Annotated in this window: 11 protein-coding genes; 1 reads left to right on the top strand and 10 read right to left on the bottom strand. The window is 60.2% G+C overall.

Features of this window, described 5'->3' with window-relative positions:
- Positions 1 to 4: 4 nt before the first annotated feature.
- The 10 genes from ACVBEG_RS18165 to ACVBEG_RS18120 all read right to left on the bottom strand — a co-directional run bounded on the left by ACVBEG_RS18165 (position 5) and on the right by ACVBEG_RS18120 (position 13233).
- Positions 5 to 3661 carry an AAA family ATPase gene (locus ACVBEG_RS18165; RefSeq protein WP_447108164.1) on the bottom strand — a complete coding sequence of 1219 codons (3657 nt, stop codon included), beginning with the start codon at positions 3659 to 3661 and terminating at the stop codon, positions 5 to 7.
- Entirely contained in the window at positions 3658 to 4902 is a 1245-nt protein-coding gene (locus tag ACVBEG_RS18160; protein WP_322178250.1) for an exonuclease SbcCD subunit D C-terminal domain-containing protein, read from the bottom strand. Before ACVBEG_RS18160 ends, ACVBEG_RS18165 begins: the two co-directional genes overlap by 4 nt.
- Positions 4903 to 4996: 94 nt before the next feature.
- Entirely contained in the window at positions 4997 to 6664 is a 1668-nt protein-coding gene (locus ACVBEG_RS18155; RefSeq protein ID WP_330200804.1) for a BatD family protein, read from the bottom strand.
- Positions 6661 to 8400, bottom strand: coding sequence for a vWA domain-containing protein (locus ACVBEG_RS18150; protein WP_330200805.1), 1740 nt, complete (start codon positions 8398 to 8400; stop codon positions 6661 to 6663). Before ACVBEG_RS18150 ends, ACVBEG_RS18155 begins: the two co-directional genes overlap by 4 nt.
- Positions 8397 to 9467, bottom strand: a complete 1071-nt coding sequence (locus ACVBEG_RS18145) for a vWA domain-containing protein (protein WP_322178253.1) — start codon at positions 9465 to 9467, stop codon at positions 8397 to 8399. The genes ACVBEG_RS18150 and ACVBEG_RS18145 overlap by 4 nt, the downstream gene beginning before the upstream one ends.
- The gene (locus tag ACVBEG_RS18140) at positions 9460 to 9954 is read right to left on the bottom strand and encodes a DUF4381 domain-containing protein (protein ID WP_322178254.1); all 495 of its coding nucleotides are present in this window, start codon (positions 9952 to 9954) and stop codon (positions 9460 to 9462) included. Before ACVBEG_RS18140 ends, ACVBEG_RS18145 begins: the two co-directional genes overlap by 8 nt.
- On the bottom strand, positions 9951 to 10895 hold the full coding sequence (locus ACVBEG_RS18135; protein ID WP_322178255.1) for a DUF58 domain-containing protein: 945 nt from the start codon (positions 10893 to 10895) through the stop codon (positions 9951 to 9953). The genes ACVBEG_RS18140 and ACVBEG_RS18135 overlap by 4 nt, the downstream gene beginning before the upstream one ends.
- 4 nt (positions 10896 to 10899) lie before the next feature.
- A complete protein-coding gene (locus tag ACVBEG_RS18130) occupies positions 10900 to 11859 on the bottom strand; it encodes an AAA family ATPase (protein ID WP_219061506.1) in 960 nt (319 codons plus the stop codon).
- Between the two features lie 220 nt (positions 11860 to 12079).
- Complete coding sequence (locus tag ACVBEG_RS18125) at positions 12080 to 12829, bottom strand: amidohydrolase family protein (protein ID WP_322217218.1); 750 nt, start codon at positions 12827 to 12829, stop codon at positions 12080 to 12082.
- Positions 12830 to 12873: 44 nt separating this feature from the next.
- Complete coding sequence (locus ACVBEG_RS18120; protein WP_322178257.1) at positions 12874 to 13233, bottom strand: hypothetical protein; 360 nt, start codon at positions 13231 to 13233, stop codon at positions 12874 to 12876.
- Between the two features lie 173 nt (positions 13234 to 13406).
- Here ACVBEG_RS18120 and ACVBEG_RS18115 point away from each other — a divergent pair, with 173 nt between their 5' ends.
- Positions 13407 to 13625 carry an alkylphosphonate utilization protein gene (locus tag ACVBEG_RS18115; RefSeq protein ID WP_257604287.1) on the top strand — a complete coding sequence of 73 codons (219 nt, stop codon included), beginning with the start codon at positions 13407 to 13409 and terminating at the stop codon, positions 13623 to 13625.
- Positions 13626 to 13744 lie beyond the last annotated feature (119 nt).

The raw sequence follows: 13744 nt of genomic DNA, 5'->3' as shown, positions 1-13744 counted from the left end.
TTTATCAATTGCTGACCTCAATCGTACTCAAACCATTGCCTTGGCGCCGCACCTGAATCTGCACGGGGATTCGCTCATGCATTTCCTGCACGTGGGAAATCACCCCAACCTTGCGCCCCTGGGCTTGCAAGCCGTCGAGGGCATCCATGGCCAGTTGTAGGGACTCCGGATCGAGGCTGCCGAAGCCCTCGTCGATGAACAGAGATTCGATTTTCAGCGTGCTCGATGCCATTGACGCCAGGCCCAGGGCCAGGGCCAACGACACGAGGAAGGTCTCTCCACCGGACAACGAATGTACCGAGCGCAGTTCATCGCCCATTTCGGTATCCATCACCAGCAAGCCCAACATGCTGCCGCCGCGCTTCAGGCGATAACGGCGCACCAGTTGCCGCAGCTGTGCGTTGGCATGGTGAACCAGCAGGTCAAGGTTGTAGGCCTGAGCGATCTTGCGGAACTTGTCGCCTTCGGCCGAACCGATCAGCGTGGCCAAGCGCGCCCAGCGTTGATACTGGGCATAGGCGTCGGCAATCTGTTGCGCCAACGCTTGATTGGCGTCTTGGCGGCGTTGATCGTCGGCTTGTTGGGCGCGCAGGTCGGCATTGAGGTGTTCGCTGGCGGCGCACAGCCCCTGCAGCTCGCTCAAGGCGCTGTCCAGTTGCTCGGCGTCAAGGTAGCCATTGGCTTGCGCTTGATGGCTGTGCAGACGCTGTTCGCGTTCGTGCAGCAGGACCTTGGCTTGCTCGATGGCTTTTTCACTGTGCTGCAGGCGTTGGCGCAGTTGGCTGACGTGTTCATCGTCGATGCTCAGTAACTGTTCGAGAGCACTGTCATCCAGCTCGCTATGGAGGCTGCGCCATTCTGCAATCCTGGCGCTCAGCTCGCTGCGCTCTTGCTCCAGGCTTTGCAGGCGTTCCTGCCTGGCTTTGAGTTCGGCGGCGAGTTCGATCAGTTGGCTGCGTACGTCCTGCAACGCTTGGCCTGCTGCGCTTTCGACGTGACGCGCCTGTTCGACGGCGTGTTCCAGTTGTTGCTGCCAACGTTCAGCGCTGCGCTGTTCACCGGCTTGGCCACCCAGCAGTTCAGCGAGCGTTTGCTGGCTGGTGTGCTGCTGCTGGGTGAGGGCGGCAAAACGTTGCTGCAGGTCTTCCAGGTGCTTGGCGCGGGCGTGTTGCTGGAACTGCTCATGCTCGATTTTTTGCTGACGTCCACTCTGCTCAAGCAGCTCATCGCGTTGCTGCTCCAACTGGTCCAGGCGCTGGGTCACTTGCTGATCGAGCTGCATGACCGTCGCTGCGGCTTCGTTGCGCAAGCCATTGAGGATGTCGGCGGGCAGCAGTGGGGTGAAAGCCGCCAGTTCTTCTTCCAGCCGCTCATGGTCGCTGGCCAGTTGGCGCCGCTGTTCGGCCACATGTTGAGTAGCGGTCTGGCTGGCTTCTGTGGCGCTTTGCAGTTGTTGCTGCAGGCGCCCGGCGTCTTGTTGCAGTTTGAGCAATGCGCTCTGGCGCTGTTCATCTTGGGTGATGTTTTGAGACAGCTGACTTAACTGCTGGCTCAGCCAGCCGTCGCGCTTGGCCGCGTCCTGCTCCAGGAGTCGGGTGCTGAGCGGATGAGCCTCGAGACTCGGGGTCAAGGCGCGTTGCTGTGTGGTCAGTTGTTCCTGTTGGTGCAGGAATTCTTTTTGCTGAGCGATCAACCCACTGACGCTGGTACGCAGGTCGATCAATTTTTCCTTCAGTGTGTCCACGGCTTTCAGGGCGTTGGCTTCTTCGCTTTCGTCATGCCGGGTCAGGCTTTGCAGCAGGGCTTCGGGCTGATGATACGGATGCTCGCGACTGCCACACACCGGGCACGGTTGATCGTCCTGCAATTGTTCGCGCAATTCTTCAACGCTGGCGCTGCGAGCCAGGCGCTGGCGCTCCAGCAGTTGCTGAGTGACTGCCAGGGTTTGCTCGGCGACCTCGAGTTCATCCTTGGCCTGAATCCCCTCGCGGTTGAGGTGCTCGCGCTGTTGCTGGGCATGCTGCTGTTTCCGTGCAAGCGCCAGCGAACGCGTGTCGAGTTCCTGCTGCTCGGTCCATAAACGCGCAAGGTCTTCGAAGGCCCGTTGCTGTTTGCGATTGTCTTGCAGCAGGCTGCCGAGGATCTGGATTTGCTCAGCGACGGCATGCGCTTCGGCACCGGCTTCGTGGTACAGCAGCTCCAGGGCGCTACGTTGCTCGGTGAGATGTTGGCTGACGCTGGCGGCACGCTGCTCAAGCTGCGGCAACTCGATTTGGCCCTGTTTCAAGCGGCTGCCGATCTGCATCACTTGCTTCAGGCGTTCGCGGTAGGCATTCCAGGCTTCGCTGAGCGGAGCCAATGCGCTGCTCTGCTCAAGCTGTCCGGCAATTCGCTGCAGGCGCTCGGCTACTTGGTGTTGCTGGTCGAGCAGGCCTTGCAGGGCGCTTTGTCCCTGAATGCACTGTTGCTCCGCCTGTTGTTTGAGTTCAGTGGTCTGGTTCAGTTCGTCGATCAAGCGCGCGACGGTGCTTTGGGTTTCGAAGGCTTGACGTAACAGCGGTGTGGCGTCGGTCTGCTGCTGCTGAGCGTTGAGCAACGCTGCGTGGGCATCGACCTGGGTTTTCTCAAGCTGTGTCTGCTGGGCTTGACGTTCGATCTGCAGCTGTCGATGTTGCTGAATCTGCGCCACCAGCGGGCTGAGCTGGGCATTCAGTTCGGCCTGGCGAGCGAACGGGTGACGTTGCGGCGCGAGGTGTTCCAGTTGGGCCAGCTTCAGACGTTCGGCGCTCTGGCCGTCCCACTGCAATTGGGCCTGTTGCAGTTGTTCGGCAGCGCTTTGCTGTTCGTCCTGCAACTGATGCAGGGCCTTGAGCCAGTGGTGCTGAAGCTCGAGTTGCTTGAGTTGCACTTGCTGAGTTTTCAGCTGTTGTTGGGCTTCGTTGAAACGCTGGTCGAGTTCGGCGCGGGCCTCTGGCGCTAGCGGTGTTACACCGGTGGCCAGTGCTTTCAGATCTTCATGGACCTTTTCCGCTTCCTTGCTCTTGCTGTAGGCGCGCCGGCCCAGTTGGCTGTAGATCGCAGTGTCAGTGAGCTTTTCCAGAAGCTCGCTGCGCTCTTTGTCATCGGCCTTGAGGAAGGCGCTGAACTCGCTTTGCGCCAGCATGACGGCGCGGGTGAACTGTTCGAAGTTCAGGCCCAGGCGCGCTTCGAGCATGGTTTTGTATTCGGTTTTGTTCTGGCTGCTCAACACCTGTTCGCTGTCCAGATCGGTCAGGGTCTGGCGGCTTGCCTGGAGTTTTTTGCTGGCGTTGTCCCGTGCGCGGTTGGTTTCCCAGCGGGCACGGTAACGACGGCTGTCGATGCCGACGAAATCCACTTCGGCGTAGCCGCTGCCAGTGCCGCGCCGCAGCAAGGTGCGCGGGTCGTTGGTGCTGATATCACCGTCGATTTCCGGCACTTTGGACTGACCGACATTGCTCAGCCGTGGGATGGCGCCAAATAACGCCAGGCACAGCGCGTCGAGCAGGGTGCTTTTGCCGGCCCCGGTCGGTCCAGTGATGGCGAACAAGCCAGCACTGGCCAATGGTTCAGCGGTGAAATCCAGCTCAAACGGACCCGCGAGGGAGGCAAGGTTTTTCAGGCGAATGGCGAGAATTTTCATGGCTGTTCGCTTTCCAGTTGTACGTCCTGCAAGAGCGTGGCGAAATCCTTGAGGGTTTGTTCGTCGACCTCGCTGCCGTAGCTGTCCTGCCAGGCGCGGCTGAACAGTTCCAGGGGGCTGAGTTGGTCAAGGTCGATCAGGCCGTTGCCGCTGTCATCGCCCTCGGCGCCGCCGTTGCCCGCATATTCGGTGGCGATGCGCACCAAACGCACGGCCTTGCCCTGCAGCACGGTTTCGATTTGCTGGCGAAGGTCCGGTTGCGGTTCGTCGAGGCGCACCCGAACCTCCAGCCAGGGTTGGCGTTCGATGTCAGCCAGCAGATCGATATTTGGCAAGGACGCCAGTTGCACCAATAACTCCGCCATAGGTGCAGGACCGACGCGTTGCAGATTGACTGCGCGAGGAATCAAGCAGGGTTCGACGCTGATCAACTGATCGCCGTCGCAATTGATTTCGAGAATCTGATGCTGATAGCCGATCTCCGAAAACGATAGCGGGATCGGCGAGCCGCTGTAGCGGATGCGATCTTCACCGTTAACCTTCTGCGGCTTGTGCAAGTGGCCAAGGGCAACGTAGGTGATGCTCGGACCGAACAGGCTGGCGGGCAGGGCCTCGGCGTTGCCGATGATCAGGCTGCGTTCAGAGTCTTCGGACACCGAGCCGCCGGCCATGTGCGCGTGGCTGATGGCGATCAATGCCTGTCCCGGCTGGCGCTTGAGGTTGGCGGCTTCGATCAGCAGTTCATGGACCCGACCAATACCACGCAAGTAGTCGTCGCCCAGGGTGGCGCCCGTGACTTCGGCGGGCCGAAGAAAGGGCAGCGCCAGGCACCAGGCGCCGATTTCGCCGCTGGCCTTGGGTAACGGCAGCAGCAGGCGCTCGGCATCCAGTTGTCCGTCATCGAGCCATAACACCCGTCCCAGGGCATGGGTGCGCAAACGGCGCATCAGTGGTGCGGGCAGTTCGATGCGCGAGCCGGAGTCGTGGTTGCCAGCGATCATCACAATGGTCAGCAGCGGCAGCTGTTCGTGAGCGTTGACGATGAAGTCGTACAGGCGCTCCTGGGCTTTGACTGGCGGGTTGACGGTGTCGAAAATGTCCCCCGCGATCAACAGTACGTCAGGCTGGCGGTCGACCAGGCGGCCCAGCAGCCAAGTCAGAAAGCAGGCGTGTTCGAAGTCTCGCTCCTGGCCATGCAGGTTCTGGCCAAGGTGCCAGTCGGAGGTGTGGAACAAACGCATGGGGAATCCTTGTACAGCCTGATAGGAGCGGACTTGTCCGCGAAGAGGCCGGGTCAGTCAATGAAGATCGAATAAAAACCGCAGATATTCAAAATTATTTCGGGTACAGCGGCGGCAGGCTGGTGTCGGTGGCCGGATTCTGAACCCGCTCACCTGCTGGCAATGTACGCACGGCGCGCCACAGTTCTTCACCTTGCCAGTACTGGCCTGCCTCGCTGTACAGCGCGCCGTTCAGGCCGTCGAGGGCGTCGGACAAGGGTACGAAACGTGCAGCCATGTCGGCCAGGGTTTCCGGTTGTTGGCGGGCCCAGGCATCCAGCGCCTGGCGGGTCGCCTGCGGATCGTTGGACAGACTGGCACGTTTGAGTTCATCAAGTACGGTGCGTGGGCTCGGACCCGCTTGCACAACCCGCGACACTGCCGGTTGCCAACGCGCGCGCCACCATAGGCCAAAGCCGAGCAGGGTAGTGCAGGCCAGAAGTAATGTACTCAGTTGCCATGGCCACAACGATTGCCCTGCGATGGTCATGCCGTTCGCATCGGTGCTCACCGGAGTGTTCAGAGACAGACTCGGGTTATTCACCACCTGAAGGGTGCGTGCGGGGAGACTGCTGTGTTCCAGATGATCGTCAAGGGTGTTCCACCAGACCACGTCCACTGCCGGTAAGTCGATTGCGCCTGTGCGTGTAGGCACCAGGGCTTCACGTTCTTCGCGGCTGCCGATCAGGCCCCGCTCGCTGGTCAGGTTGGCCAGTTGAGGTTGGTCGGGGTAGCGACGCAGGCCGCTGACGTCGGTGCTGGGCAGTGGCGTCAGTTGCGCGCTCGACAAGCCTTCGGCGCGGATCGTCAGGCTACGGGTCAGGGAGTCGCCGAGCAGGATGTGTTCCGGTTCCGGTTCCGGGTTCCAGGCTTCGCTCAGGCTCACGCTGCGTGCGGGCAACCATGGGGCGTCGGCAGGGTAGTCGGTGGGCTGGGGTTTTATCCACAGGGGGATTTCGGCGGAGCTGACGTGCACCTGCTTGCCTGGCTTCGGCCCCGTCGGGTTGACACCCTGAGCCTGTCCCTGATTCTGGGCTTGAGCGTCCTGCACCAACGTTGCACTGAAGACTTGCGCGGGAATCAGCAACTCACCGCTGTGCTGTGGATAAATCGCATAGCGTATCTCAATGACACCGTGGCGAATGCCATTGATCAGTTTTTCATAGGTGCGCGAATCACCGAGTTTTTCGATCCGTGCATCCGGGATCTGCAGAGGCGTCAGGTTGCTGTCATCGAACAGTGCGACCGAGTGATAGACGCGCAGGGTCAGCACGACCTGAGCTTGAACGTAGACGTTTTCCTGATCGAGGCTGGCGTCGATGAACACGGGCGCCAGCGTCTCTTGGTCCTGGGCTTCGCTTTGTACCACTTGCAATGTGATCGGCTGACTTTTCAGCTCGCCCAGTTGCAACGAGGGGATGACCACGGTGCCGTTCTGCTTCGGCAGCAGGGTAATGATCCAGCGGGTGGTGGCTTGAGCGCCGCCGTCCAGGGTGGTCAGGTGGTTGATCTGCCGCGTGCCGTGTACGTCGAAGTTAACCTCCAGCACGGTCAGATCGGGTTTGCCGAACAACGTGACGTCATTGGATTCCAGGGTCAGCTCTACGGTTTCGCCGGAGTTCAGGCGTGCGCGATCGACGCTGGCCACCAGCTCTGCAGCCTGAGCCGACAGCGTCATAAGACCTAGCATGAGGCTGATCAATAAAGTGTACGGGCGACTCATCGGGTTTGTTCCTGACGCTGTTGCTGTTCATACCAGAATTTACGTCGCAACAATTCGCCGGGATCGTCCGGGATCTGTCGCAACCATTGTTCCAGAGCTTGTCGTCGTTCTCCGTCGAGGGCGGTGTCGGCGGGTTTTATCGGTGGTCGGGTGGTGTTTTCATCGCCCAGTTGTGAGCCAGGTACGTCGTTGCCGCCAGCCGGGCTGTTCGGGTTGCTGGTGACGGTGTTGTTATTGGCGCTGCTGTCGTCGCCTGATGGGGGTAGCGGCTGATTTGGATTCTGCGGTGCTGTCGCCGCGCCAGCTTGTGGACTTTCGCCGATGTCGTCTTTTTTGCTGCCGTCCGGCTTGTTGGGGTTGGAGGCCTGTTGCTGCTTGTCCTGTTCCAGCAAACGCTCGACCAGCGCCTTGTTTTTCAAAGCCGGTTGCAAATCGGGCTGGCGTTCCAGGGCCTGTTCATAGGCATCCAGCGCGGCTTCCAGTTCGCCAGCCCTGGCCAGCGCATTGCCGCGATTATAGTGGTCGGCGGCGTTGTTGCCTTCAGCAAATCGCTGAGCGGCACTGGCGTAGTCGCCGGCCTGGTACAGCGCCAGACCTTGCCATTGGCTGTCCTTGAAGTGTTGTGCAGCTTCGGCAGGCCGACCTTGTTCGAGCAGGCGCTGGCCCTGCTGGTCGGGCCGCAACCACAGGTCGTTGAACTCGAAAGCATAGCTGGGCTGTGGAAGCATGAATAACAGCGGCAGGCACAACAACCAGCCTCGGCGCCCGGCGCAGGCCGCGAGCAATAATAGTGGCAGCAGCAGCCACGGACCCTGATCGTCCCAGCTGTCCAGATGCACGGTCTGGCCATCGCTGCGCAGGCTTTGCGGACTGTCGAACAGGCCCAGTCCTCGCAGGTCGGAGTCATCCAGGGAGGCCTGACGATAGCGCCCGTCGATCTGGTTGGCGAAGTCTTTCAGGCTTGGGCTGTCCAGGCGAGGCAGGAGGATCGCGCCTTGTGGGTCTCTGAGAAAGCCCCCTTTTTCCTGCATGACCGGCGCACCGTCGGCGGTGCCAACGCCGAGGATCAGCAGCGGGTTAGACTGTCGGCTCAAAGCCTCGCGGATGCCTTGGCGTTCCTGTTCGCCGAGTGACGAGCCGATCAACAGCAAGCGCCCTTGGCCCTGCGCACTTTGCTTAAGTAGGGCAAGTGCGTTGGTTACCGCCAGATCGGCGCGGTGGCCGGCTTCAGGCATGATAGAGGGCTTGAGCGCGTCGAGCAGGTTGCGACTGGTGGTCAGGTCGTCAGACAGCGGCACCAAGGTGTGAGCACTACCGGCATAGACGATGATCGCCGTTTGCGAATCGCTGCGGCTCTGCAACAGGTCGAGCAGTTTACGTCGCGCCTGCTCCAGGCGAGTCGGCGGAGTGTCGGTGGCGAGCATTTCCGGGGTCAACTCGAGCAACACGACCAACGGGTCGGCGGGCTTCTGGCTGGATTGCTCGACGTGCTGCCAACTCGGTCCGAGCAACGCCAGCACGGCGAGGGTCCAGGCCAGGCCCAGCGCAACCCACGGCAATTTGCTGTCTCGACCACTGCCGCCTCCGAGCAGTACCGCGTGGAAAGCCACAGGCAAGATCATCTGCCAGCGTCCTGCACGTTTTTGTCGGTGCCAGAGTTGCCACAGCAACCAGCCCAGCAGCGGTAGTAGCAGCAACCACCAAGGCCTGAGCCAGTGCGGCCAGAATGTGATCATCGACGCCTCCGCAAACGCTTGAGTCGCTGACGCCATTGCTCATTCGACGGCAGAAAAACTTTCTGCTTGAAGAAGCGTTGCAGCAGGTTGTTCGGAAAGCGTTCGCGGATAACCAACAGCATACTCAATAGCAGCGCGCCGGCCAGCGGCCAGTGATACAACGCCTGGGTCGAGCGTGCTTGGGTAGGCTGTTGGGCGACCGGCTCCAGGGTATCGAGTGTTTGTCTGATTTTTTGCAATTGTTGGCCGTCGCGGGCACGAAAATATGTGCCCCCGGTGATGTCGGCAATGTGTTTAAGGGTGGGCTCGTCCAGGTCCAGGCTCGGGTTCAATCCCGGCATGCCTAGCGTTGCGCCTTGTTCCGGGTCGGCACCGATGCCAATCGGGTAGATTTTGACCCCTTCATTGGCGGCCAGGCGCGCGGCGGTCAGCGGATCGATTTCGCCGCCGTTGTTGGCGCCGTCAGTGACCAGCACCAACACCCGGCTTTGTGCCGGGCGCAGACGCAGACGCTTGAGACCCAGGCCGATGGCGTCGCCGATGGCTGTGTTTTTTCCGGCGATGCCAATCCGTGCTTCATCCAGCCAGATACGCACGGTGTGTCGGTCGAAGGTCAGAGGTGACTGAAGATAGGCCTTGCTGCCAAACAGGATCAGGCCAACACGATCACCTTCACGACTTTCGAGAAAGTCTCCCAGCAAATTTTTGACCAGGGTCAAGCGGCTGACCTCATCGCCGTTCCAGTGCATGTCGGGGTAGTCCATGGAACCGGAGACATCAACGGCCACTAACAAGTCGCGGCCACTGGCAGCAATTGGCAGCGGCTCACCCAGCCACTCTGGACGGGCAGCGGCCATCAGCAATAACAGCCATAGCAGAATGAGTGGTGCCTGTTGCCGCCACCCAGGCAAACTGGTCCGTGCCCGACGTCCGGCCAGACCTTCCAGCTCGCTGAGAAAACTGACCTCGAGTGCTGCTTCACCGCTGTCTGCCACAGGCAACAGTATCCTCATCAGCCAGGGCAGAGGCAGCAGGGCGAAGACCCACGGCCAGGCGAACTCAAACATGTTTGCGAATCCAGGTGTCGACCGCCTGATTCAGGCCGGTGATAGCTTTGTCATCGAGTTTGCACTCCGGTTTGTACGCGCCTTCGACCAGCACCATCCAGCGGGTCAGGCCCGCAGCGGGACACCGGTTGTCGAGAAAGGCCAGCCACTTGCGGCCGTTCAAGGTGTGACTTTGGCTGTAGGGATAGTGGTTGCGGCACAGGCGCTTGAGCAACGCGTTGATTTGCTGCAGCCAGGCGCCAGCAGGTGCTCCGTCGTAAGGCTTGGGCAGTCCGGCGAGTTCTTCCAGGGCCGCGACCCTCAACGGATCCAGGGGTTGCTCGGCACGGCTGACCGGGCGCTTGCCGGGCCAGTAACGACGCAAACGCCACAGCCACCACGCCGCCACTGGAAGTAAGAACAAAAGCAGCCACCAGCCCGGCGCCGGTGGCCAGAGGCTGACCGCCGCGGGAGGGATCAGCGGTTGCAATTGCTCCAGGTTATTCATGGTTGTTTACCGGGACGCTGGGGATTCAGGTATTCGCGCAGCTGCTCGACCATTTCGCTCTGTGTGCTCAGTGGCATCAATGGCACACGCAGTTTTTGCGCGAGTAATTCCCAGTGTGCAACGCGGGCTTCGCCTTGAGCACGATAGGCCTGGCGCAAGTCTGGTTTGAGGGTGTCGAGTTCCAACTGCGCGCCGCGTTCGGAGAAGCGTAACAGGCCGGCTGCCGGCAAAGCGTGATCCAGTGGGTCGGACAGCGGCAACAGCAGCAGATCGCAATGCCTGGACAGCAGACTCAGTTGCTGCTCGGCCGCATCGGACAGCGCCCGCTCATCGCAGATCACGATCACCAGGCTGCCGGGGCGCAGCACTTCACGGGCGCGGCGCAGGGCGGTGCCAAAAGCGTCACGGTCGGCGGGAATTTCGGTGTGCAGTGATTGATTGACCCGCACCAGCCGGTTGAGCAACTGCAACAGGCTCTGCTTGCTGCGCCGGGGTTTGATCTCATAGTGCTCGTTGTCGCCGAACACCAGACCGCCGACCCGGTCGTTATGGCTCAGGGCGGCCCAGCCGATGAGTGCCGCAGCCTGAGCGGCGAGGACCGATTTGAACATCAGGCCCGACCCGAAAAACAGCCGACGGCTTTGTTCCACCAGAATGAAGATGGGACGTTCGCGCTCTTCATGGAACAGCTTGGTGTGCGGCTCCTGGGTGCGGGCGGTGACACGCCAGTCGATGGTGCGCACGTCGTCGCCAGCCTGGTAAACCCGCACCTGATCGAAGTCCACGCCACGCCCGCGCAGCTTCGAGTGGTGCAGGCCGATCAACGGGCTGCGCTGGCTCGGGGTGGAAAACAACTGCACTTCGCGCACGCGATGGCGCATCTCGATCAGCTCAGCGAGGCTGACGCGAATTCCCGGTTCGGCAATCGGTTGGGGTTGCATGGGGTCAGGCGACAGCCACGACGTCGAGGATGCGCTGGATCACGCGGTCCTGATCGATACCGGCGGCTTCCGCTTCGAACGACAGAATAATACGGTGGCGCAACACGTCGAACAGCACCGCCTGAATATCTTCGGGGCTGACGAAATCCCGGCCAGCCAGCCAGGCATGAGCCCGTGCGCAGCGGTCCAGGGCAATCGAGCCACGCGGGCTGGCGCCGTAAGCAATCCAGTCGGCCATTTCCGGGTCGAACTTGGCGGGTGTGCGCGTGGCCATCACCAGCTGTACCAGGTATTCCTCCACCGCATCGGCCATATACAGCCCGAGGATTTCCTTGCGTGCAGCGAAAATCGCCTGCTGGCTGACCCGGCGTTCTGGCTTGGTTTCACCATTAAGTGCTTCGCCGCGAGCTTGCTGAAGGATCTTGCGTTCGACTGCCGCGTCCGGGAAGCCGATTTTGACGTGCATCAGGAAGCGGTCGAGCTGGGCCTCGGGCAGCGGATAGGTGCCCTCCTGCTCGATGGGGTTCTGCGTCGCCATCACCAGAAATAGCGGCGACAGTTCATAGGTGCTGCGCCCGACACTGACCTGACGTTCGGCCATGGCCTCCAGCAAGGCTGACTGAACCTTGGCCGGGGCCCGGTTGATTTCGTCGGCGAGCACCAGATTGTGGAAGATCGGCCCCTGTTGGAAGACGAAGCTGCCCGTTTCCGGACGATAGATCTCGGTGCCGGTGATGTCGGCAGGCAGCAAGTCAGGGGTGAATTGAATGCGGTGGAATTGTGCTTCGACGCCTTCGGCCAGTTCCTTGATCGCTTTGGTCTTGGCCAGACCCGGTGCGCCCTCGACCAGCATGTGGCCGTCAGCGAGCAGGGCAATCAACAGCCGCTCGATCAGTTTTTCCTGGCCGAGAATCTGCGTTGAGAGAAAGGTTCGCAGCGCAATCAGCGCTTCACGATGTTCCATCGTTGACTGTTCCTGGCAGGGTGACCGACAGCGTCAAACGACGCTGAGGTTGGGGGTGTTACTTTAATCCATCCGGGGCTGTGCCGACTAACGGCTATGGGCTTTTTTCCGGGATTGTCGGATTTAACCTGCGTAAATATCGGAATTGTCTGACGTGTCGTGTTTAAGCTGTGTAGGAGATTGCTGCTGGATAAATCTCCATCACGGCCTTCCGCAGTACTTACACCCGATAAAATGCCGTCGCATTGTCCCACAGCGCCAGCCGTGCGCCTTGTTCGCCCACTGCATCGATCAGCAGTTCGATATCGCTCGCTGCAAACGGCCGTGGCGCACGAGTGGAGGGCAGGTCGGTGCCGAACATCAGGGCGTGGGGGTTGGCGGCGAAAATGTCTTTTAGTGTCGAGGCTGCCGGGAAGTCCACCCGACCAAAACCGCAGGCCTTGATACGTACGCCTTTTTCGGCCAGACGCAGGACGCTGGGCAGACCCTCTTTGCTCAAACCCAGATGATCAATGCTGATCGCCGGCAATTGCAGCAGGCGTTGTTCAATCTCGGGCAACTCACGGGAGTCGATGTACAGCTCAGAGTGCCATCCCACTTGCTCGTGCACGCGATGGGCCAGCGCTTCAAGCTGGTCCAGTTGCTCCGAACCGCCACGCTTGAGGTTAAAGCGCAGTGCGCGCACCCCAAAGCCATTCAGGGTTTGCAGTTCGGCGTTAGTCACGCGGCCTGGCAATTGGGTCACGCCGACGAAGCCTGACCCTAGTCGATGCAGGGCGTCGAGCAGATAACCTTGATCGAAGCCCTGGAAAGAACCGGACACCACCGCACCGCCGGTGACGCCCAGTGGCCGGGTTTGGGCCAGGTAATCCTCGACGGTAAAAGGTTCGGGCAGATAACCGTTGTTGGGCACCAGGGGAAAGCGCGAATCGATGATGTGGCAGTGGGCATCGAAAATCGATGGGGTCATGACTGTTCCCGTCTTAGTGTCGGTTGACGATCAAGCGATGGGGTTCAGGCAATTTCGCTGACGTAGGTACCGATGTCTTCCAGAATGATCTGCAAGGTTTCCTGGACATCACGCAACTCGTCCGCCGGTGTTGTGTGACGAATTTCATAGGTGACATGACCCTCGAGCTGCTCAGCGTCGGCGGGGTCGATTTCAACCAGCAGGCGTTCGGCGCTGAAGGTGACTTTCAAGTTTTCCAGGGTCAGTGTCTTGTCGTCACCGACTGTGATCTCCACCTGATTCTCGTCAGGGAAGCGGGTCAGCGAGAACAGATCGCCTGTTTCCCCGTGGCAGCAGAACAAGGCCATATCGTCGTATTCGTCATCGCAAGGGTTGACGATGAGGGCGGTCGCGTTGATTTGCATGATGGTTTCCTGATCTATCGAGGCAGACAAAATTTGATTTTGCCAGTCTCGGCGATTGTTTGTCGGTTAATTACACGCTATGTCCCAGTGGCCTGCTAGGTTTTTATTGGGCGGGGCAGGGGCTATAATGCGGGCCATTACACCTTCGTAATGCTTAAGAATGTTTACTCGATATGACCCTGATTGTTAGAGACAGCAATGGTACCCAACTGGCCGACGGCGACTCAGTGACGCTGATCAAGGACCTTAAAGTCAAAGGCACTTCGGTCACGCTCAAGCGTGGCACCATGGTCAAGGGCATTCGCCTGACCGATAACGAAGATGAAGTTGAATGCAAGGTCGAGAAAGTCAAAGGCTTGGTATTGCGTACCGAGTTCTTGAAAAAAGCCTGATCCCTGATCATCGGCTGCTTGTCCAGGGGTGCGCAATCGCACCCCGTGACGTTTTATCCACAATCCCCCGCTTTATCCGGCTGGCTGTGATCCTCTTCTCAGTCTCGGCAATGCCTTCC

Source organism: Pseudomonas sp. GG8, assembly GCF_052976945.1.
The sequence above is the reverse complement of the archived record's forward strand: the minus strand, read 5'-3'. Positions and strand labels throughout refer to the sequence as shown.